This window comes from Chryseobacterium sp. L12 (assembly GCF_056133985.1).
In genome coordinates, this window is sequence record NZ_JBVYOF010000036.1 from 24,568 (window position 1) to 47,634 (window position 23,067).

At 37.0% G+C, this 23,067-nt stretch carries 18 protein-coding genes; 11 read left to right on the plus strand and 7 right to left on the minus strand.

Annotated elements, in window-relative coordinates:
* Positions 1 to 71 precede the first annotated feature (71 nt).
* From AC0NBN_RS16550 to AC0NBN_RS16580, 7 genes are all read right to left on the minus strand, one after another.
* The gene (locus AC0NBN_RS16550; protein WP_160814071.1) at positions 72 to 5,690 is read right to left on the minus strand and encodes a hypothetical protein; all 5,619 of its coding nucleotides are present in this window, start codon (positions 5,688 to 5,690) and stop codon (positions 72 to 74) included.
* Between the two features lie 934 nt (positions 5,691 to 6,624).
* Positions 6,625 to 9,246: a T9SS type A sorting domain-containing protein gene (locus AC0NBN_RS16555; protein ID WP_160814072.1), complete on the minus strand. Its 2,622-nt coding sequence runs from the start codon at positions 9,244 to 9,246 to the stop codon at positions 6,625 to 6,627.
* A 33-nt stretch (positions 9,247 to 9,279) separates the two neighbouring features.
* The gene (locus tag AC0NBN_RS16560; RefSeq protein ID WP_160814073.1) at positions 9,280 to 11,115 is read right to left on the minus strand and encodes a hypothetical protein; all 1,836 of its coding nucleotides are present in this window, start codon (positions 11,113 to 11,115) and stop codon (positions 9,280 to 9,282) included.
* 330 nt (positions 11,116 to 11,445) lie between these two features.
* Complete coding sequence (locus AC0NBN_RS16565) at positions 11,446 to 11,835, minus strand: DUF1398 family protein (RefSeq protein ID WP_160814074.1); 390 nt, start codon at positions 11,833 to 11,835, stop codon at positions 11,446 to 11,448.
* A gap of 98 nt (positions 11,836 to 11,933) precedes the next feature.
* On the minus strand, positions 11,934 to 12,041 hold the full coding sequence (locus AC0NBN_RS16570; protein ID WP_474468860.1) for an AraC family transcriptional regulator: 108 nt from the start codon (positions 12,039 to 12,041) through the stop codon (positions 11,934 to 11,936).
* Positions 12,022 to 12,588, minus strand: a complete 567-nt coding sequence (locus AC0NBN_RS16575; RefSeq protein WP_474468862.1) for a helix-turn-helix domain-containing protein — start codon at positions 12,586 to 12,588, stop codon at positions 12,022 to 12,024. The genes AC0NBN_RS16570 and AC0NBN_RS16575 overlap by 20 nt, the downstream gene beginning before the upstream one ends.
* Before the next feature lie 105 nt (positions 12,589 to 12,693).
* Positions 12,694 to 14,490: a DUF885 domain-containing protein gene (locus AC0NBN_RS16580; protein WP_160814075.1), complete on the minus strand. Its 1,797-nt coding sequence runs from the start codon at positions 14,488 to 14,490 to the stop codon at positions 12,694 to 12,696.
* A gap of 281 nt (positions 14,491 to 14,771) precedes the next feature.
* Here AC0NBN_RS16580 and AC0NBN_RS16585 point away from each other — a divergent pair, with 281 nt between their 5' ends.
* The 11 genes from AC0NBN_RS16585 to AC0NBN_RS16635 all read left to right on the plus strand — a co-directional run bounded on the left by AC0NBN_RS16585 (position 14,772) and on the right by AC0NBN_RS16635 (position 23,067).
* Positions 14,772 to 15,233 carry a hypothetical protein gene (locus AC0NBN_RS16585; RefSeq protein ID WP_160814076.1) on the plus strand — a complete coding sequence of 154 codons (462 nt, stop codon included), beginning with the start codon at positions 14,772 to 14,774 and terminating at the stop codon, positions 15,231 to 15,233.
* Between the two features lie 166 nt (positions 15,234 to 15,399).
* A complete protein-coding gene (locus tag AC0NBN_RS16590; RefSeq protein ID WP_143882984.1) occupies positions 15,400 to 16,104 on the plus strand; it encodes a MotA/TolQ/ExbB proton channel family protein in 705 nt (234 codons plus the stop codon).
* A 10-nt stretch (positions 16,105 to 16,114) separates the two neighbouring features.
* Positions 16,115 to 16,510: an ExbD/TolR family protein gene (locus AC0NBN_RS16595; protein ID WP_143882985.1), complete on the plus strand. Its 396-nt coding sequence runs from the start codon at positions 16,115 to 16,117 to the stop codon at positions 16,508 to 16,510.
* Positions 16,511 to 16,513: 3 nt separating this feature from the next.
* The gene (locus AC0NBN_RS16600) at positions 16,514 to 17,392 is read left to right on the plus strand and encodes a ferric siderophore ABC transporter substrate-binding protein (RefSeq protein ID WP_160814077.1); all 879 of its coding nucleotides are present in this window, start codon (positions 16,514 to 16,516) and stop codon (positions 17,390 to 17,392) included.
* A gap of 84 nt (positions 17,393 to 17,476) precedes the next feature.
* Entirely contained in the window at positions 17,477 to 19,255 is a 1,779-nt protein-coding gene (mutL, locus tag AC0NBN_RS16605; RefSeq protein WP_160814078.1) for a DNA mismatch repair endonuclease MutL, read from the plus strand.
* A gap of 4 nt (positions 19,256 to 19,259) precedes the next feature.
* Positions 19,260 to 19,991 carry a rhomboid family intramembrane serine protease gene (locus tag AC0NBN_RS16610; RefSeq protein ID WP_160814079.1) on the plus strand — a complete coding sequence of 244 codons (732 nt, stop codon included), beginning with the start codon at positions 19,260 to 19,262 and terminating at the stop codon, positions 19,989 to 19,991.
* A gap of 5 nt (positions 19,992 to 19,996) precedes the next feature.
* Positions 19,997 to 20,986 carry an endonuclease/exonuclease/phosphatase family protein gene (locus AC0NBN_RS16615; protein ID WP_160814080.1) on the plus strand — a complete coding sequence of 330 codons (990 nt, stop codon included), beginning with the start codon at positions 19,997 to 19,999 and terminating at the stop codon, positions 20,984 to 20,986.
* A 24-nt stretch (positions 20,987 to 21,010) separates the two neighbouring features.
* Entirely contained in the window at positions 21,011 to 21,337 is a 327-nt protein-coding gene (locus AC0NBN_RS16620) for a hypothetical protein (protein WP_160814081.1), read from the plus strand.
* 28 nt (positions 21,338 to 21,365) lie between these two features.
* Positions 21,366 to 21,740: a hypothetical protein gene (locus AC0NBN_RS16625; RefSeq protein ID WP_143883073.1), complete on the plus strand. Its 375-nt coding sequence runs from the start codon at positions 21,366 to 21,368 to the stop codon at positions 21,738 to 21,740.
* 174 nt (positions 21,741 to 21,914) lie between these two features.
* Complete coding sequence (locus AC0NBN_RS16630) at positions 21,915 to 22,475, plus strand: RNA polymerase sigma factor (protein ID WP_143883072.1); 561 nt, start codon at positions 21,915 to 21,917, stop codon at positions 22,473 to 22,475.
* Positions 22,462 to 23,067, plus strand: a complete 606-nt coding sequence (locus AC0NBN_RS16635) for a hypothetical protein (RefSeq protein WP_160814082.1) — start codon at positions 22,462 to 22,464, stop codon at positions 23,065 to 23,067. Before AC0NBN_RS16630 ends, AC0NBN_RS16635 begins: the two co-directional genes overlap by 14 nt.

The window sequence follows — 23,067 nt, forward strand, 5'->3', positions numbered from 1 at the left end:
AATAAAATTATCTTAATGTCGGAAGAGGGAGTGGATAAGAATTTGTTTTATATTATATACTATTTCTATCTCTAAGGACAACCCTGTGTATTGAAACATTTCCAGCCTTCGCCAGCTCCGAAGCCTGTGTAAATTTTCAGACAGCCTGCTCCCGCATTTTCATCCGTATCAAAGACCATCATTCCAACAACAGGTATTGCTACTGTTGTTTCCGGGCTGCTGGTTCTTGTTATTACAAACCCTTTGGTTTTACCTTCCAATGCTGTATAAGCAGAGTTTCTGGTCATTGGCCAGCCACCATTGTCTGCGCCTGCTCTTCCCAATACTGTAATTCCGTGTTTTACAGGGTAAGTAGCACCAGAAACCAATGTAGGGTCTTCATAGCAAACACATCCGTTTACTAAAGCATTTTGAGAATCTCCAATAGTTTGTCCTGTTGTATTACTGTATCCTGTTGGCAAAGTTGAGTACTGCGGAAGCCCAATATTAGTTCCTGTAGTACTTACACAAGTTGTAAGTGCACATAGATTTTGATTAACCCCTGTACTTCCTCCGCTAAGAGTTCCTGCTGCGGTCACCAATTGGGAGTTGGTAACATCTGCTCCGCCTTCTATGGCATCAGAACAACCATCGGCATCAGAATCCAAATCCAAACGATTAGGAATACCATCATTATCAGTATCACATTCTAATAACATTTGTACACCGTAGTTAGGATTTCCATTAGATACAGTGGTTGAAAAACCAAACGATTTTGGTCCAAAATTCATATTAACAAATCTCCAGTTTGCATTTTCTACAGAAGTACTATTTGAATCAAGATTATTTAATGTTTTTTGACTTTCGGTATCAATAACAGTCCATTGTCCAGCTACAGGTGCTTGATTTACTAATCCCGGAACTGTAACAGGTATTACACTAGCTTTATCATAGATATGTACGGTTTTGCTATCATTTGCATAGTATTCATTGTCATTACCCAATCCTACAAATGCACTCATTGTACCTGTAACCTTCCAAATGGTAGGTAACTCACCGTTTTTAGTCCACCAGACATTATCTGTGGGATGTACAGAAGCATTGGTAATGCTTACAATTACAGCTCCTGAATTGGATGGGTAACCAAATTTAGCACTTAAATCTCTTGTCACATTTTGATTTTTAACATTTAATGCTAATCCAAAATCGGAAGGCAAAATATTTATCGTTGATCCACTACCAAATGCCGTTACAAAATCATTATAAGTAGTGGTACATTCTGTAGAATCTAAAATCCCATCATTATCATCATCTACGTCTTCCCAATCTGCAATACCATCCGCATCCGCATCTTGACAATCATTTTTAAAGCCATTCTGAGATTGACCTATCGCTTGTCCCGTTCCGGCAACGGTTGGTACGCCATAACTTGCAGAAGTTGAATTATTATCAATGGTATTCCCTAAGTTTTGAGTAACAGGAGAAGAAGATAATCCGTTGTAATTTGCTCCTGAATTTCCTCCAGGCATTGAAGAATTTGTGAAAACGGTAAGATTAGCTGCGCCTTCTCTGGCATCAGAACAGCCGTCTCCATCAGAATCCAAATCTAATCTATTTGGAATTCCATCATTATCCGTGTCGCACTCTAGTAAGCCTTCCTCAACAGAAGTGGCACCCAGCAAACCTTCAGGATAATTGGAAACGACATACCAAGAAAACGGATTGAGATTGATTTTTATAATAGTTCCTGGTGGATTTCCTACGCCATCAGTTCCAATAGAAGTAACCGCATACAATTCATTCCCGTTTGCTTTTGCTAAACCAAAAGCAAATCTTTGCACCGGTCCTAAAATCGTTTCAGATACATAATCATAATTGGCATTTACCGTTACTTCTCTGATAATAGGGTTGGTGGCATTGATTGCCGAGTCAAACCAAAGGACATACACCTTGCCGTTAATAAAGATAAAGTCTCCGTTTGCGTTACCACTTGTATAATTTCTCCAAACACTTACAGAATTAGTCGTTAAATTAATTCTGCGTATGATCGAATCACCTCCACTTACCAACAAACTTCCGTCCGGAAGGAAAGATAATGAGTTAGCTCTAAATGATAAATTCAGAACATTGGTTACATTGCAGTTTCCTGGATTGATAATCGCCAAAGTACTGGTAGATGTTCCTGTTGCATATACGCCATACATTACACCTGCAGGACTCATAGCAATATCTGTTGTAACGTTGAGATTTCCTGTACAAAAACCAGCTTGTGTAAGCGTTTCTACGTTAAATGAATTAATTCCTGTGGCAGACTGTACCAAAATATTAGGCGATGTAACATAAGTTGGACATTCTACGGTGTCTAAAATTCCGTCATTATCATCATCTTTGTCACAATAATCACTTACACCGTCTCCATCAGAATCCGGGTTGGTTGCTGATATTACACAAGGATCTACCACAGTAAGCGTTCCCGAATTAGATGTAATGGTACAAATCCTTCCACTATGGACTAAAATTAAGCGGAATCTGTTTCCGTTTTGAGCTAAAGTTACATTATTCACAAGCAATGTTGCAGTAGTAGCTCCTGAATACTGCCCTCCGTTGATAACATTAGACCAGGTAGAGCCGTTGTCTGTACTGATTTGCCATTGATACGAAATACCTGAAGTAGTGTTGGTCGCAGACGGAGCACTATAGTTCGGCGTCCCAGAATTGAAAACGGTGGTTGTTGCAGCTGATGCTACGACCGAAAAAGCGGCATTGCTTCCAATTTTTGTATTAATATTGTATGGTTGCGTGCCTATGGTAACTTGCGTAGCCGAAATCACATTGGCTGCGGTAGTGCTTGTGTAGCTTGCCGCGATTACTTTTCCTGATCCGTCTACAGCAGGATTTCCGGTGCCGTAAACGCCACCGTCACTACCATCTGCATTCGCATTGTTGTAATATTCATTGGCATCAGAGCAACCGTCATTGTCACTGTCTAAATCTAAATGGTTAGGTATTCCGTCTCCATCGGTATCTCTGTGATTACAAAAGGTTATAGTATTTTGTCTAAGAGTTATTAATCCTCTGTTTCCTCCATTGTTTGCATTACCTGCTCCCGGACCATCAAACGCTGTGTAGTCCCAAAGATTAGTACTTCCAAATGGGACAGGGTAAGGATCTTCGGTTGAGCCTGAAATCTGCGCTTTTAGCTTAGCATAATAACCAGATGTAGCATTGCTGCCTGCTGTAGAATAATTAAATGAAGCAAGTTTTGACAAAACAGGATTGGTGAAATTCTGTAACGAGGATAACTGTCCTGTTATTGCTGGTAAATTACCTACTGTAGTTGTGAAAGTTCCCAACTGATCTAATGTTCCGGTAGCGAGCCAGTATCTAAATCTTGAATCTCCGGTTGTTCCGGACGCTGCGGTAATCGTTTGGTTTGTTGTATTGTTCGCTGGCAAACTTGTATATAGTGAATTTGTATTTGGCAGAATACCTACTGCTAAATTACTGTTATTAACAATTGTTTCCCAAGTGTGGTTTACTGACGTTGCGGTATTATTAAAATCTGAATAAGTGAAAGGTACGTTGAAAGTACTTCCCAATCCTGCAACCTGAGCACCGGAAGTAAGTGTGTATACCAAATTAAATGTAGCGCCGTTTGCATTGAAAGTACTTGTACCCGAAGAAACCGTACTGGCTACATTCATAGTGTAAACACTATTAGTTGCACAAAATCCTTCATCTGTGTCTAAAATACCATCATTATCATCGTCAAGATCGTCAGAATTTGCTATACCATCCCCATCAGAATCAATATCTACCAAAACACTAAGATTACAGGCTCCTGTAGCACGTGGGGAGCTTATTGAAATCACACGGTTTCCAGCTGAACCTCCACCATTAAAAGTGAAAGGAATATCGACAAAAGTAGCACCTTGATCAATCGTAGCAATGTAAGGAGATGGCGATGTACTGATGCCTGTTCCTGTAAGGGTAAATTCTGCTAACCCATTTACTGCATTGGAAATCGGAATTCTTAAAACAGAAGACTGTGATGTTCCATTAGCAAGAAGTTTAGCTCCTTGTACACCACCTCCTGCAGCAGTACAATCAAAAGTAAACGCTGCCGGTACGTTGGTTACCGTAGCACAAGAACCTAAATCTCCAAAATCTCTTCGATTTCCTGCTGTTGCTGCTCCAGCTATATTTCCAACAAAAGTAGATGCCCCTGTCATAGCATTTAAACGCCAAATATCTGTTCCATTACCATTTATTCTGCTGTAGTAGAAAAAGTCTCCTAAGTAAGCAAGACCGTTACCGATAGTTGTTGCTAAATTGGGAACTGTACCATTAAGTTGAGTAACTACCGTAGCGGTTAAGGCGGTAGGGTTTATACGGTACAGCCATATACTTGAATTAGTAACTGCGACAATAACATACAAATTTCCACCACTGTCAACTGCAATATCGTTCAAAGTTGTTCCGTTTGTCCAATTGGTATCACCTGTTACATCTCCTAAAGTAACAGCTGCGGCTGTAGTACCTGTCCATCTTGTTAAGGTTTTACCGTTAATACCATAAACAAAGCCTGTTTTTGGGTCTGTACCAATTCCTATTGGAGAACCCCAAGTTGTTGAAGTAGTACCTTGCAAGGTTAAAGTTGTATTGGCAGAGGTGGCGATTCCAGCCCAAATCCTACCAGAGTTACCATTTCTGGAAACGACGAACTGATTTTGGTTTAAATTTGAAGGAACGGGACCATATGCCATATTTCCAAATCCGCCAGATCCATCAGTTGCAACTTGGGTAGTACCTGTTATTGATCCTGAAGAGTTAAAATCAATTCTGTAAGTTCTTCCATCCGTACCGTTAATCCCAAACAACTCATTACAAGTAGGCGCTGTAGAAGGAGTAAAAACTTGACAGGAAGCCAAATCCAAATCATCTGCTCCGGAAAATGGACCTAAAAGTGTATTTAAAGTATAAGAAGTTCTTAAAATACTTGCTCCTGTATTAGGATTGATTTCATATACACGTGCACCAAATGAGCTTACAAAAAAAATAGTTGCAGAAAATCCTTCAACAGCATAAATATTTCCATTATAGAAAGCCAGACCCTGAAAACTTGTTGGCAATGTTCCGCTAAGCTGTATTACCTGTGTTGCAGCCAATGTGGCAATATCAATTCTGTATAAGTATCTTGCTGATCCGGAAGTAACAATTACATATAATCTTCCGGTAGAATCAAAAAATGCATCGCTGGAAACTGTTCCAGCACTCCAAATGCCATCTCCTGTAATTGCTCCCAAGTCTGCAGGGGTAGGATTTGCTCTAATGAGTCTTCTCGTTGAACTTACTCCGTACACATGTCCCTGTGTAGCTCCTGCTACTGGATTAGCTGTAAGACCTCCAAGAGAAACAGGTATACTGTTACCTGTTGTAGCATTAGATACATAAGCCGGTGAGTTTGCCGGAGTATTGGAAGATGTAAATACGGTCTGCGAAGTATTTGCAGGGTTAGGACCTACTGCTAAATTACTTCTTGCTGCTGCATTTAAATTGGTTACTGCAGCAGGCAATGTTCCATTCAGGGCAGAAATATTATAGACATTGCCGTTTTGTGCATTGACAATGTACAGGGAGTTACAATCCTGCGCTTTTGTATTTAAAAAAAACAGAAAAGCGATAAGATAAAAAAGTTTAGTATTTATCATGGTTTATTTTTATATTATTAAAAGTGAGCGTTTTAAGAATATAAAACTGGCGGAGGACGAGAAAATAAGGTCTTTAAAAAAAGTACATCTCCTTTATTCTTGTTATTTACATAATACTTTTTAATAAAATGAAAATGCGTTTTTAATGTATCATCTTCAAATAATCTTTTGTTTACAGTATTAAACTTTGTTTCATTGTTGGAATTTACTGATCTGTAATAAACAGATGATTTATGTTTAGCATAATTATAATCACTTATTTTAATAAAAAAATATGCTGACCCGACATTGTACTTTTTTTCAGTCTTTTTGTTTGTCTTACTGTTGTTTTTAAGTCTATTTTTTGTACTTATTTTGCTAGACTTTGGTGTAGGTTTTTGCAGATGGTCTGTCACATGGCTCTTTTCGGAATCATCAAAAATTACTGCACCGGATGAGACATATACTGTATTTTCTGCTTTGATTAATTCAGAGGTTTCAACATACACAATGTTGTCCGGATTATATAAAGTATTACCATGAAAATAAATCTGACAATGTAAGCATGAAAAAAAATGAATGAATATAAATCCAAAAAAGCATCCGAACTTTAGTTCGAATTTTCTTTTTCTCTTATTTAAACCCATAGTCATCTTTTATGTTTTTATCGAATCAAAAATTACCGCTTTTAATAGAAAGTGGAGCAATTTAAATATGCCTATTTAGTACCTATCCAATTACAAAACATTTATATTCAGGCTATTAAAAACCTGAATCTATTGTTTTCCGGTTCAAAATCAACGGGTATTATGGGTCTAATCCCTAGTTTTTCAGCTTAATTATTGTTTAAGAATAAAGATTTATTCAATCTTTTTTGCAAAAAATAACCATTTACGCTTGTAAGTAATGAAAAAGGCACCCAAATTAAAATTCAGATGCCTTAATTGGCTGTTATTTATTTGACTAAAATTTTATAAGATTTGCTCAACCCATTAGATTTTAAACTTAAAATATACAACTCGGGAACAAGTCTTATGGTTTCAATTTTTGTGGAGTTTGTGAAACTACCTTTTGATAATTGTTTGCCGGTAGCATCTACCAATACATATTCTGCACTTTCGTTGTTTGGCATTACAATATTAATAATATCACCTGCCTTTACAGGGTTAGGATATACTTTCGTTAACAACTCAACGGTAGTTTTCTGTTTACCTGGAGCCGCACTTCTCATTGCTGAAGCATAAGGCGATAACGGAGAATTTGGTGCGCCTCTGTTTATAAGATCTGTCTCTACAGAATCCATAATACCATCCAAATCAAAATCATCAGCTCTTTCAATAAATCCAAATCCGAAATTATCTAAAAAATCTTTTCCTATAGCGTATAGATCGTAATCAAAACCATTGCTTGTAAGATCCAAGAAATCAGGAAGAATATCTCCGTCAGTATTTTTAATTGCATATTTTGCAATCCCGGAATCGGGAGCAGTTTCCAAAATATCAGCAAAACCATTTTTACCGAATGCAACATTGCTGTCAATTACTCCGTTTCTGTCTGTATCAATCTGATTAATAACTGATGTTGGGATACCAGACTCGTGAAGATCAAGAATTCCGTCATTATCAGAATCTAAGTCTAAATAATTGCTTATAGTATCACCTAGATCGTCTAATGAAATATCTCCTTCATAATCATCGTCGTCATATAATCCATTTCCGTTAAAATCTTCTACAGAATCCAAAATTCCATCGTTATCAGAATCTAAATCGCAGGCATCAGAAATCCCGTCTCCGTCAGCATCTAAAACTGCACTTTTATCACCTTCCGCACAATTAGAATCATCACAAGCATCAGGAATTCCGTCACCGTCAGTATCAATAGAATCATCACCATTCGGGCAAATATCAAAACAGTCTGGTGTACCATCTCCGTCTAAATCTCCTTCTACAAAAACGTTGTAGATATTATAATTCATTCCAAGATTTAAAGAAATTCCCTGTCTGATAGAAATTCTGATTCTGTTGAAGGTTGCAGGCGATTTCATCCCCACAATTGTTTTACCGGAAGGCAATGTTAAAATTTTGATATTGATCAAACCATTATTGGCATTATCCTGCTGTGCAACCAGATTATTCCCGTTATACAACTGGATTCTGATGTTGCTGAGAATACTCCAGTCAGTCAGAGAGCCTCCTTTGTCAATAATGAATCCTGCAAATGTACCTGCCGGGTAAGAACCGCCCACAGATTCTACCGCAAGGCTACCGGTAGTTCCTAATGTAACCGGAGCAGAAAAATAGTAAGCTGAATTATTAGGATCTGCATCAATTACCTTTTCAGGATTGAAAATCTTAGACACATTGGTATTGCCTGTAAGAGCGTTCCAAACACCTGTCCATTGTTCTCTTCCTCCTAAAAGTGTCCAGGCTCCGTTTGGCAAATTTCCTGTTAGAAGTTTGGCTTTCAAAGGAGCGGTTTTATCAGTTTGTAAATATTGCTTACAATCACAATTCTGAGGCTCTTCGAATGCATAATATACCCTTACTGTTCCCACATTTACTCCCACAGCCTGATTAACTCTCAGTCTCACCTCGTTGAAAGGCTTCGTTGCGGTAACTGATAATTTCTGCTTGTTGCTCCCGAAACTTAATACCGAAATATTCACAAGACCGTTTCCGTTGTTGTAGGCCTGAGAATCCTGTAACTGACCAAACAAATAAGTTTCTATCACCAAATTGTTTAAAGTCTGCGTAGTAAACAAAGTATTTTGATCTGCCGGAGAAATTACAAAACCTGCTTTGTTTCCTGCCGGATAAATTTGATTTTTATCTAAAACTCCAATCGTGTAGCTGCCCAGCAAACCTGCAGGCATTACAATCTGTCCGTAAGAGTTTTTATCTCCGTCCGTAATATTTCTTCTGTCAATTAAAGAAGATAGAGGGGCAATAAAGTTACTGCTGCTGGATACGTTATCATCAACATCTGCCAAAGAACCGCCAATCAAATCATCGCAGATTCCATTGTTTTCCTGTATCATCTTTGCAGGGTCGAAAGCAAATGCATAATACACGTTCAGCGCATCAAATGCCGCAACGCCGTTTGCTCTTAATAATCTTACTTCATTAAAAGCTTTGGTGGTCTTTAAATGTAAAAAAACTCTGGATTTTTGTCCTCCAAAAGCAGGTACGGAAGCTAAGGTAGCTGAAGTTGACGATTCCTGCAATACTCCGTTTTTATAGGTAGCAATGGTAATCCCGCTTAATAAAGAAACGGTAATGGGGCTATTGCCAAGATCTACATTAAATCCTGTGATATATCCTGCGGGATAGGTAGTGACTGTATTGATCACAGAAACACCATTACCTCCGATTGCAGAAATTAAATTACCCATATTGGTGTAATTGTTCAAATCTGCATCAATAATATTTTTGGTTCCGTTTGATCCACAGACCAAACACAACAGACCGTTTTGAGTTGGGTAAGAGTTGATGCCTCCTCCTCGAATTGGAGTATAGCCCTGTGCTAAGACATTGATAGCTAACAAAAGTGTTGCTATGAAAGAAAAAAGTTTCATCATCAGTTTAATAATTTTAAAATATTTTATTGATATTTAGTATAAAGCGTTCCAGCCTATCGTTGTAGAAGATCCCGGTCCTGCTCCGCAACCTTCGTGTTTATTGGTAGAAGAGTTGAAACGTATTGCTCCTAATGTTTCTGCTGTACAACTTGATGTAGGAGTTTGAGGCTCAATTCTTATTTGTTTTTTTACTGTCAGATCATTTTGCTTTTGTAAAGCAGTAAGGTTTCCAGGGTTGATATTTATGCCTACTATTGCATCACCACTAGGAACAGATGTTGTAATAAAATGGTTTATATTGGAATAAGTAGTGGTCTTTTCTGGAAAACCTGTTGTATCTGCATAAAACCCTATAGACATCATATCGGTTTTACCTTCATCTGTATTTTTATTTCCCAAACCGAAAACATATCCCGTAGCAGAATTATTAGAGCTCCCTACAATTACTCCTCCTAATTTTGATGTATTTCCATTTGAGTTTCCTAAAAGCGTTACTGCGTTGGGCGTACCAGAAGCACCAGGAGTACTGAATGTATTGTTATTATTCCCCACCACATTAGAATTTAGAGAAGCCACCTTATTATCAGCCCCCAAAACACTGGTTCCTCCTAGAAAATTGATAGCTGTGTTAGCGGAGGAGACTACATTTCTGATTCCAATAACCTGATTTTTATTTCCAGAAACAGTATTTCCAAAACCTACAGCAGAAGAGTACGTTCCGCTATTCGTGTTAGGAACAATTGTTCCTGTACCTCCTCCCGTAATAGCCTGACCTCCAATAGCAATGGATGCTGTTGAAGTTGCAGAATTGTTTCTTCCTATTACCATAGAAAAATCTCCCGAAGCGGTATTATCTCTACCTAAAGCAATAGTATTAGTATCGGTATCTACGGTATTATTTTTACCCCAAGATAAACTTGAAGCATCATTGCCGCCACCAATTAAAGTTCCTTTTGTATCTAAAACAGCGTGGGTTTTACCTTCTGTAGCAATGACCAAATTGTCAGCACCCTGTGTTCCTAAGTAATTTGTAGATGCTACTGCTGCATCTAATGTTTCTGCTGCTGTGGAGATTTCAGTATCCGTATTTCCTGTCACATGCCAGTCTACACTTGGTGTTGCTACCGTAGCAGGAGCCCAGGTTGATGTTGTACTGTTGTAAGTTAAAACCTGCCCGTTCGTAGGCGTTGTAGCTGCTACTCCTGTTCCATTCAGTTGATTAGCGTTCCAAAGAGGTGCAGTGTTGTTTACGGCTACAGTAGCTCCGGCAGCATTTACTAATGCATTACTTCCTCCAGAAATCGTCACTGGTGCTGTTGCTGTATTTGAACCTGCTACTGAAGTTAAATTTGAAGCAGTATTATAGGATGGCGCAGATGCAGCACCAGTTGTATTTCCAAAAAAAGAATTTGCCGGTGCATTTGTTAATGCAAAAGACAAAGCCGGTGTCGTGGTCGTGTTAGCTTCTGTTGTGGTAAATAATGGAGAAAGGTCTCCGGCAGAAAAGTTGGTTACAGTACCATTATTCCCTCCTGTTGTAGGAAGTATTCCTGACAATTGTTTTACCCAAACTCCACCGTCAAAATAGTAATAGCCAGATGACGTAACATTGATTGTCTGCCCTGAAGGAGTACCGGTAACACCACTCGTAGCGTAAATTAGTGTACCTTCCTGAGGAAGCCCGTATCCAGTTTTTGCTTTTAATTGGTCTCCGGTGATTCTTGGAGCAATAATACCATCAACCTTGTCGGTTTCTGATGGTTTTCCTACAACATCTAATGTAGCTTTTGGTGTTTCTGTGTTTATTCCAACTTGAGCGAACGCTGTAAAAGATGCAAGCGCAGATACTAGTAGAAAAGTTTTTTTCATAATTTATGGTTTGAAGTTTAAAAAAGAAATTCTCTTTCATCAATGACAAAAGAGAATATGTGTTTTAAAAATTTATATTCATCATTTTGTTTGTTAGAATCTTTTACAAAACAATGAAATAATAAGATTTGATTATTTTTTTTGACTGCCCATTTTACACCCACAAGCAAAAACAAAGGGATTGTAGCTAAAAATAGGCACTCAATAGGAGTAAATATCTACGCCATTGTACAAAAAGAACTAAAAACATCTTAAAATATTCAAAAAACATAGCCCCTTTTAAATTTCAAATAAAAACTAAAGCCACAAAATTAATTTGTGGCTTTAGTTTTAATGCGGTATTTCTTCTACCAAAATTTCGTTCCCGGCTTTGTCGTAGTAGATACAGGTATATTGATCCAGATTGACAATCCACTTTTCAATTCCTGTTTCGGCACAGTCTTCACAAAACTTCATATAGTCTGTCTCTCCTCTTTGATGACTTTTCAGTTGTTGGGTGAACCGCTCCTTGTCAACTTCATCTTCAATTTTTAAATCTGTATATTTTGGTTGAGATTTCGTCGAATAATCATTTTCACCAAAATATTCTGTATGGCTGTCTCTCACCCATGTTTCAAAAGATTTTACGCCTAATTCCTTGATCTCTTTAATATAATCCGGAAAATCTGCTCCTGATTTTACCTTGCTGTGTGCTTTTTCAATTTGTTCTACTGTAAACATTTGTATTCTATTTTTATTTCTGATTATTGTTAACTTATGTGGAAATGACTTAGCAAAAATGAGATAATCTGAAAAACCTCCATTGTAAAAAATCGTTTTTATAAAAATCGTTTAAAATTTTCAGGAGTTTCGCCCGTATATTGTTTAAAATCTTTTATAAAATGTGCCTGATCGAAAAATCTATTCTCAAAACATATTTTTCTCATTCATACCATTTAAAACCGTATTAAAACGTACAATTGATGCAAATTTTTTAGGCGAAGTTCCCACAAATTTTCTGAAACGCTTCTCAAGAGGACTCTGGCTGATAAAAAGCCTTTCTGAAAGCTCCTTAATTCTTATATTCCCTTTCGCATGATAAATCAGATTGACTGCTTTAATGACTAAATGATCTTCATGAATTTCTTTTAAACGCGACAATAGAAAACTTTCTATAACAGCAATCTTATCATGATCCGTTTTTGAAAAAAATAATTTCTCCTCAACTTCTTCAATGGTATCTTTTTTAAAAATATAATCCAGAGAAATGCTTTTGTTAAATAATTCATTCGCAGGATTTGTTGAAAAGCTTGAGAAACCTACCTCTGTAAAATATACAAGTACAGTTCCTGTATTATGAGAATTTTTAAAAATCTTATATGTGTCGGAAATTCCTGTAATTCCGGCTGCGGAAAGCAGGTTTTCATTGTTTTTTTCAAGCGAAGACAATTTGCCTTTATATTGAAAGCCAATCACAAGTCCTGTAGAAGGCAATACTTTGTACTCAGATTCAAGATCATTTTACGAGATGGCAAAATACTTAATATAAGGTTTTAAAATTTCATTCGGGAAAAACTTGTCGAAACGCATTTTCTTGCTTTATTTTTGCTTTTTAGCCCAAAGTTCCATTTTTCGGTTCAGTACATCCAAAGGAAGACAGCCCTGATTAAGAATTTCATCATGGAATTTAGCCAGACTGAATTTTTTGCCCAGTTCTTTCTGGTATTTTTCTCTCAGTTCACGGATTCTCAAAGAGCCAATCTTGTAGCCTAAAGCCTGTCCCGGCATTGCCATATATCTTTCAACTTCGGCAGTAGCTCCTGCCTGATCATAAGCAATATTGTTTAAAAAATAGGTGATCGCTTCCTCTCTGGACATTTGTCCGGTGTGAATTCCTGTATCAACCACCAACCGAACAGCACGAAGCATCTGGTCACTCAAATATCCCATTTTTTGATAAGGATCTGTATACAGCCCAAACTCCGGACCTAAAGTCTCACAATAATGTGCCCATCCTTCTCCATAAGCACCGAACCAGCCAAATCTCATAAATTTTGGAAGCTTGGTGTTTTCCTGCTGTAAAGAAACCTGATAATGATGTCCCGGAATAGCTTCATGTAGAAAAAGCGATTCCATACCGGAGGTGACATTGAATTTTGCGGGATCAGGAAGCGGCATATAAAAGATTCCGGGGCGTTGTCCGTCCGGTGTTCCCTGGATGTATTCCGCGCTTGCACTCGCCTCTCTGAATTTTTCGGTCTGCCTGATCTCAAATTTAGTTTTAGGTGTCACACTGAACATGGTTTTCAGCTTCGGTGTAATTTTAGCCAAAATTCCGTTGAAGCCATCCAAAACTTCTTTAGATGTTTTATAAGGCATTGCTTTAGGGTCTGTTTTTACAGAAGTAATAAACTGCTCTAAGGTTCCGTTGAAGCCGACCTGCTGTTTTACCTTTTCCATTTCAGCACGAAGCATTGCCACCTGTCCGAGTCCTATTTTATTGATTTCTTCGGGAGATTTATTGGTTGTTGTCCAGCTTTTAGCATAAAATGCATAAATATTTCCTCCGTTAGGAAGACTGTTGTAACCATCAGTTTCTCTGGCTTTTGGCAGGTATTCTTTTTCAAGAAAATCTCCCATTTTCTGGTAAGCGGGGATAATATTTTTTAAGATTGATTCTTTATAAAGCTTCGTCATTTTATCTTTTTTCTCTTTGGTAAAATTTTTTGGGAAATTATTGATCGGACCATAAAAAATATTCTTCTCCATATCTGATGTCACAATCTCTTCTGATCTCATCTGAGGAATCATCTTTACGACAAGTTTTTTAGGCAAAACCATTTTATTATTGATCCCTTCCCGGAAATTCTCTGTTGCCGCATTCATCCAGTCAGGAAACTTTTCCATTCTCTTAAGCCAGTCTTCATAATCTTTTTCAGTATTGAAAGGTTGGCTTCCCTGTCCGCTTCCATACAGAGGAAAACTCAGAGGCAGACCTCCAAACTGTGTAAAAGGAATGTATTCCGGATGGTAAGCAAAAGCTTCAATTTTATCATTTAATGTAAAATCCAAGACATCGTACACTACTTTATCTTCATCTGAAAGACTATTATAATCAACATTTCTCAGCTGATTCAGCACAGAATTATAAAAGGCAATTTCGCCTGTAATAAAATCTTTATCTATGTTAACAGGCAACTGATCATTATATCTTAAATCACCTTGAGAAGTAGCTTCTAACGGATAAAGTTTCAAATATTGCTCATAATATTTGGATGCAATAGAATCTATATTGGTAGGGGTAACTTTTGTAAGCGGCGAATCAGATTTTTTGCAGGAGTACATTCCCACAGCAATACTTATTCCCAGTGCAGCTTTCAATATAATCTTTTTCATAGACAGATTTTTAATTATAATTAATCATCGCTCTGCGAGATCTTGCCCGCAATGAACGAAATAATGCCAACAAATATTTGTATCAAAATCAGCTACAGTGATTTCGTATACCAATTTGCTTTATTAAAGAAACAAAAATAACCAATCTCGGGATGTAAATTGATTTTATATGCAGAATTTCGTAAAAATAATTTCAAAATATTTTTCACATTCACACATTTTTCTATCTTTGTCTGAACCATTTAACACTCATCGTATTACTGTTCTTTTTTTAAGAAATAATGAAAGGGATTTTAAAAATTTACCATCCGGACGAAACACTTAAATACAACATAAAAAGCTCTTACTGCAAGGCTGTTTATAGTAATCAGAAACACTTACTGGAAGTAGAAATCATCACAGATGACAGTCTGGATCATGTAGAGGACGACTCGCTACAGTACAATTTTCCTCAAATTTCTATGGAAATTTTTGATTTCCCGATAGATTCTGATGAGATTGAAGGGAAAACTTTCCTCATTAATGATTCTGAGGAAGAAAGCTACACAGAGGTAGATTTATTTGATGATGAAGATGCATTTATCTATGATAATGAGCTGTGTTTTGAAAAAAATGAAGAAAACGAACTTCAGGTAATCTGGAAAGGTACAATTGATGACTTTTACACAGGGTCAGATACCCCCATTCCTTTTCGTATGAAATGCGAATTTAAGCAGGATGAGATCGTCGTAGACGAAGACTAAGCAAATAATTTTATTAAACTTATACAGATTTCTTTTCAATTTTTTGGAAAGAAATTTGCTTTTTAGGGAAAATCGTCTCAAATTATTTTTTTTAAGCTTATTTTAAGATGAAATCTGATAATATTCGTTTATTTTTGTCGTTTAAACTATTGTAAATTATCATATAATGCTGCTAACGGAACTTACACAACTTTTGTTTGCACAGGCAACAACGCCTGCTGTTACAATCAACAAAACCGAATTTTCATTCTGGGAAATCCTTTTTCACGGTGGTGCTTTTGCAAAAATCGTAATGGTAACGGTTCTTACATTGGGTGTTTTCTCTGTATATCTTTTTTTTGAAAGATTTTTCTTTATCAGAAGAATGGCATCCAAAACAGATTCCAATTTTATGAATAATATTGAAGACTTCATAAGAGACGGAAAAATAGAAGCTGCAGCAGATTATTGCAAAACCCAAAACTCCCCGGAATCCAGAATTCTGGAAAAGGGAATCTCAAGACTGGGAAGACCTGTTTCTGATATCGTCAGCGCCATGGAATCTCAGGCACAGATAGAAGTTGCCAATATGGAAAAAAATCTCAACCTTTTGGCTGCCGTACCAAGTATTGCTCCGATGCTAGGACTTTTAGGAACAGTAATCGGGATGATTATTGCATTTTTCGATTTGTCTCATTCTGAAGGCGCTTTTTCACCCAAAACACTTTCAGAAGGTATTTATACCGCATTAGGACAAACCGCAGTTGGTTTGGCGGTGGCAATTCCTGCTAACTTTTTTTATAACCTTCTGTTAACAAAGATTGATAAATTTGTTTTGAGAGCTCAAAATATATCAGGAGAATTTTTAGATATTATTAATAAACCTTTATAATCAAAAAGGGATGAAAATTCAGAGAAGAAATAAGGCACACCCGGAATTCAGTTTAGCAGCAATGACAGACGTTATCTTGCTAATGCTGATTTTCTTTATGATTACCTCTTCGGCTGCCAACCAAAGTGCAATTGACGTAAAACTGCCACAAACCGCAAGTGTGGAAAACAATATTCCCAACCCGATGACGGTAAGTATAAAACCTGATGGCTCTTATTACGTGGACGACAGACCTGTAAGCCGGGAATTGGTAGAACAGACCATTGTAAGTGATTTGCAAAACAAATCTGCAAAATCTTTCACTATAAGAGCAGATGAAAGTACGATGCATAAAGATGTTGTTTTTCTTATGGAAATTGCCGAAAAACATAAACTGAGCATTGCTATTGCAACGGTAAAGGAATAAGAAATGAGAGGTTACACTATAGACAGAAACGAGGAAAATAAAGACAAAATTAAAAGTGCAGTACTTTCTGTACTGATCTGGTCTGCGATTTTGTTATTCGTTTTCATCTACAAGATGAAACCTAAACCTTCTGAAAAAGAACCTGAAATTGTGACCACCATGCTCATCAATTTCGGAGACAACAGAAACGGAGCGGGTATTGATGAGCCAGCCAATCAGGAAGGAAGTCTGGCTGCGCAGGCTGTGGAAAACAGTAATGAGCCGGTAGAAAATGCTGTTTCTGAACCGAAAACGATTATTACACCGGATCCTAAACCTGAATCTAAAAAGACAGAAGCAAAAGACAGAATTATCACCGGAAATAATACCAAAGCTACCGCTCCCAAAAAGGAAGTTTCTGAAACCAATAAAAAATCTACCGCAAGTTCTACGGTAAAAAGCACCAAAAGTTCCGCCAACACAGCCAATTCCAAAACAGGAAGCGGTGACGGAAAAGGAACTGCAGCTATTGGAAACCTGATTAAAGGACGAGGTACAAAATCCGGAAGCCAGGGAACCGGAACAGGAATCGGTAATGACGGAGATCCTTTAGGTGGTGACGGAAATGGGGACAGCAAAGTAGGAATCGACAGAAGATTGGTGGGATATATTCCCGGAACGATGGGAAGAGGCGGTACACAGCCCAGTCATAACTGCTCAGCAAGCGGATCAATCACCATTGCATATACCGTTGATAAGGCAGGAAATGTAGTCTCTGCAAGAAGATCAGGCGGAACCTCAGATCCTTGTGTGGTTTCCACTTCCGTTGGTTGGGTAAAGAAATATGTAAAGGCGGAAAAAGCACCGGTATCTTCTACTGGAACCTATAATATTACTTTCTAAAAATACAGAAGCCACATAAATAAAGGGGATTATTATTTTAATTCTTAATTGCTTTACCTATTTTTGTAAGTTCATTATTCATGTATGTCAGATATTATTCAGCTTTTACCCGATCATGTAGCCAACCAGATTGCAGCAGGTGAAGTCGTTCAGCGGCCCGCATCTATTGTAAAAGAGCTTCTGGAAAACTCTATTGATGCAGGAGCCACAAAAATTGAGCTGATTGTACGTGATGCCGGGAAAAACCTTATTCAGGTAGTGGATGACGGAAAAGGAATGTCTGAAACTGATGCAAGAATGGCTTTTGAGCGCCACGCTACATCTAAAATAAGAGGAACTGAAGATATTTTCAAAATCGCCACCAAAGGATTCCGCGGCGAAGCTCTGGCTTCCATTGCTGCTGTTGCGCAGGTGGAGCTGAAAACAAAACGTCATGAAGCCCCTTTAGGAACCAATATTTACATTGAAGGCGGTGTCTTTCAGTTTCAGGAGCCGATACAGACCGCAGAAGGATCCAATTTTTTGGTTAAAAATTTATTTTACAATGTTCCCGCAAGGAGAAAGTTTCTCAAGAATAACAATATTGAATTTCGTCACGTTATTGATGAGTTCCAAAGGGTGGCACTGGCTCACGAAAATTTAGAGTTTTGCCTGTTTCATGATGATGAACCTGTCTTCAGACTCAGAAAAGGAACCCAGATGCAGAGAATTGTTGATATTTTCGGAAGAAAACTTCAGCCTCAGCTCATTCCTATTAAAGAAGATATTGTATGGTGTCAGCTTCACGGTTTCGTTGCTAAACCTGAAGGAGCCAAAAAAACACGCGGCGAACAGTTTCTTTTTGTTAACGGAAGATTTTTTAAAAGTCCTTATTTTAATAAAGCGGTTCAGGAAGCTTTTGAAGGCTTGCTTCTGCCGGGATATATCCCGACTTTCTTTCTTTTTCTTGAGTTGGATCCTGAGAAAATAGATGTCAACATTCATCCGCAGAAAACAGAAGTAAAGTTCGAAGATGAGCACCTTATTTTTGCATTGCTTCGATCTACTATCAAACGCTCTCTGGGAATTTACAATGTTGCTCCAAGCCTTGATTTTGAGCGAGATCCGCAGCTTGATGAGATAATGCAGAAAAGCTTTCCAAGCAAAAGCAATTCGGCAAGTTTTAAAATGCCCGAGATTATTGTTGACAGAGATTACAATCCTTTTTTGGAAGAAAAAACAGTTTCTAAAACCGAAATTCACAATCTCACGGAAATGTACCAGCAAAACATCACTCCGGAACCATCAAAAATTAATCTTTTTGAAGACGAAGATTTTGATGAGGATTTGATGAGGCTTCCAAATGGATACTGGCTTTTCAATAAAGGTGACCGTACTTTGATGCTGGATTTGGGAAGAATGCACAGGCTTGTAGTTTCAGATCATAATAAAACAGTAAAAAAAGGAGCCGTCAACAGCCAGTCTCTTTTGTTTTCTCTGGAATATCACATGAATGAAATTGAAAAAAATAAATACAGATCCATCAAAAAATATCTTCCGGAGCTGGGTTTTGAAATGACAATTGCTCACGAAAGTGTTTTGAGGATAGATGCCGTTCCTGAAGGTCTGAAAGAATCTCAGGTAATGAAGTTTCTGGAAAATCTGTTTGAAATTCTGGAATACAGAACAGAGGACGAGTTTTTGCAGTATTATCAAAACCAATGGAACAAAATGCAGAGCAAATCACGTTTCGATTTTATCTATAAAATTGATGCTGAACAAGTCATTAAAGATTTTACAGCTCTAGGATTTCCTGAGTTTTTACCCAACGGAAAAAGATGCTATTTTGAAGTTCCGTTTAATGATTTTAAAAATAAATTTTAAGTAAATGTTTAATAATATACCGCCAATCACCAAGAATATTATCATTTTAAATATTGTTGTATTTATAGCTGTAAATTTGCTCAACAGCAATGAAGTTTATGGTTATTTATCTGGCTTTTATCCTTCCTCACCTTATTTCTATTCATGGCAGATAATTACTCACATGTTTATGCACGGAAGTTTCATGCATATACTATTCAATATGTTTACACTTTTCAGCTTTGGTCCTATCTTGGAACAAAGATTAGGAGATAAAAAGTTTATAATTCTTTATTTTCTAAGCGGTTTAGGAGCATTTTTTTTGTTTAACCTATGGAATTTCATTGAGGTAGAACAAATTAAATCCACGCTTGACAGTTTTGGATTTAACGTTAACGGTTATTTAGCAGGAGAGTCGGTTCAGTTTAAAGGAAATTCAGAAGCTATACTAGAGCAACAGGGACTTTTAGAAAATTTAAAAAGTATTATTTACACACCGATGGTTGGTGCATCCGGAGCAATATTTGGTATTATAGCCGCATTTGCTACACTCTATCCTGATGCAAAAATTGGTATTATGTTTATCCCGGTTCCGATAAAGGTAAAAATTCTGCTTCCTATCATTATTGTAGGTTCGGTTATTTTAGGAGTTACAGGAAATGTTGGTGGTATTGCTCATTTAGCTCACGTGGGAGGAGCTATCGTCGGATATATATTAGCCAAAATCTGGAAAAAACATTTATACAGATTCAATTAATCGCTGTGAAAGTATTCCGCTCGTTTCTTTTCATTGCACATTTAGCATTGCTTTTTCTCTTATTCGGAGTTTTGCTGAATGCTTATATCCCGCCAAAAGTTTTCTGGGGTTTCAATTTTTTGTCTCTGGGCTTTCCGGTAATGTTGGCTCTTTACATTCTTATTACTTTTTTCTGGATTTTCAGCTGGAAAAAAAGAGCGTTTGCTTTTATGTTTTTAGGATTGTTTTTTTTTAATCCTGCAAAAAGATGGCTTAATTATTCATCAGAGAAAAAAGAAATTCCGAATCTGAAAGTTCTGACTTTTAATATAAGAGCAGGAACATTGGGAGTTGAGGAGATAGAAAAATACATTGATGATCAAAATGTAGACATAGCCTTTCTTCAGGAAGCTGGTCCAAATCTTAAACTTAAAAATTTTCACGGCGAATTTAGCCACCCTTTTATCTGTTTCTATTCAAAATATAAAGTTGTTAACAGGAAGAACGTATTCGAAGATCTCAAGAATGGTGACGTTACTGCACAGTGCGAACAAATCGACGTTGAGATAAGAGGTAAGATTTATCGCGTTTTTAATGTTCATTTAGAATCTTTCGGGCTAGTAAAAAATATGGTAAAACTTGAAGGAAACGGTAGTGAAGACGAAGAAAAAGTAAAAAATGTAGTAAAAAGACTTATTCCAAAATTTAAAAGCCATCAGGAGCAGGTGCAGCTTATCAGAAAAAGTATCGAGCAGTCTCCTTATCCTGTGATTGTTGCCGGAGATTTCAACGCAGTTCCCAATTCCTATGAGTACTATCATATATCTGATGTGTTGAAAGATCCTTTTTATGAGGTTGGAAAAGGAGGCGGCACCAGCTTTCATGATTTTAAGTATCCCTTAAGAATAGACTATATTTTTACTTCCAAACAGATTAAATCAGTAAGTTATAAAGTAGATCATTCTGCAAAATTATCTGATCACTATCCGGTAATTGCCGAATTTATTATAAATTAGTTCTCTGAAAAGTTGATAAAACTAATGGAAAGATCATTATTCGCTGCCATACTTTTAGGATTTCTTTTTACATCATGTTCTAAAGACAGACCTATAGCAGAAAACAATACCGAAGTATTGCCTTCTCGTTACGACACTACTGCGATAGATTCTTTTTCAGATGGTGCTGTTTCTGTTGATGTCGCAAGACAAATCAGAATGTCCTCGCAAAAATACCAGGATTCTTTGAAGGAAGTTTTAAAAATGCAGCAGGAAGAAAAGCGGATAAAAGAAGAGATGGATAAAGAAAAAAAGAAAGCCGAGGAAGAAAATAAACTGAAGGAAAAACCGTTGAAAGATCCTAATCAATAATTTTATATACATTAAAAAAATTCACACAATGAAAAAACACATTTTAGCCGCTTTTGCAGCAACATCAATGATTATTTCTTGCAAAGAATCAACTACTAAAACCGAAACAGTTGAAAATCCTGACGGATCTGTAACCACAACAACGACAACTGAAACTACAACCGGACTTGTAGACTCGTCAAAAATCAATCAGGCTAAAAATGACATTAAAAATACCGTAGATAATGCCGGACAAAAGATTGATAACAGTGCAGAGAAAGCCAAACAGGATATTAATGCTGTAGGTCAAGATCTCAAAAAAGGAGTACAGGAGGTGAGCCGTGATGCAAAAGATGCCGCCGCAAAAGGAGCACAAAAAGTAGAAGATGGTGCTAAAAAACTTAAAGAAGATCTGAAAAGATAACCAACCAAACCGCAGTAACGCTGCGGTTTTTCTTATACTGCAAATAAAAAGCAAACAAAATCAAATTTTAAACTCTGAAAATCAGTTATTTATATTGTTATGTAATAATTTTTCAAAATTTTCTGTAACCATTTTAAACTTTCTCTGTCTTTTATATAGAAACAGCATACAACCATGAAGCTTTTGTTTGGAAATAAAAAAGAAGATTTGCTGAGCCGGCTTAAAAAACATGATCCCGCTGCCCAGAAAATATTTTATGATCAGAATGTGAAAAAATATCTCGGTACGGCGAGAGGCTACATCAGTGATTTGTATCAGGCAGAAGACTGCGTTATCAAAGCTTTCTGCAAAATTTTCAAACACATAGAAAGCTATCGTGGTGAAGGAAACTTTGATGGCTGGGCGAGAAAAATAGTGGTGAACGAATGTCTTAATTTTATTAAAAGTCACAAAACGGTTTTTTATCTGGATGATGTTCACGCTTCTGTTCTGGAGGAAATTCATGAGGAGGAAATTGTGTTCGATTTTAATGCACAGGAACTTCTGGATCAGCTTCCGGATTCCTACAGAATGGTTTTTAATCTCTATGTACTGGAAGAATATTCCCATCAGGAAATTGCAGATACATTGAATATTTCTACTGCAGTAAGCAAGACGCAACTCTTCAGAGCTAAAGAAAAACTGAGAAAGATCTACTTTCAACAACAAAAAAAACTGAAAAATGAACTCGTATAAAAACAATTTGGATCATCAGATAAAAGAGCAGATTTCCGGCAGAGAAATCAGCCCGTCAAGAGATTTATGGTCAGAAATTCAGGCTCAGACCGAAAATACTTATTCAAAAAAATCTAATCTTAACCCGATTTTACTGGCTGCTTGTTTTGTACTGCTGTTTGGTTTAGGAACCGTTTTGTTTTTAACCAATGAAACTGAACCCAAAATACAAATCGCAGAAACAGAAAAGTCATCTACTCAAAAAGAAGATATTGTTTTACAGCCCGCAACAACTTTTTCTCAGAACGCTATTGTAACACCAAAACAGGAGAAATTTACTCAAATCAAAAATTCTCCCGGATTAAAAAATGAAAAAGAAATTCCTGTCAATACTGATCTTCCATTGATCAAGGAAAACCCTACTGAGGTTGCATCACAAATAATTCAAAATCAACCGTCAAAAATTATCGCAAAAGCCGACTCTATAAAAGCACCCAAGAAAAAAAGATATGTAGATCCTTCTACCCTGCTTTTTTCGGTAGAACACAAAGATGCTATTGAGAAAACCAAAGACGGAAGCAATGTTGCCAAAATAGATCTCAACGCTAAATAA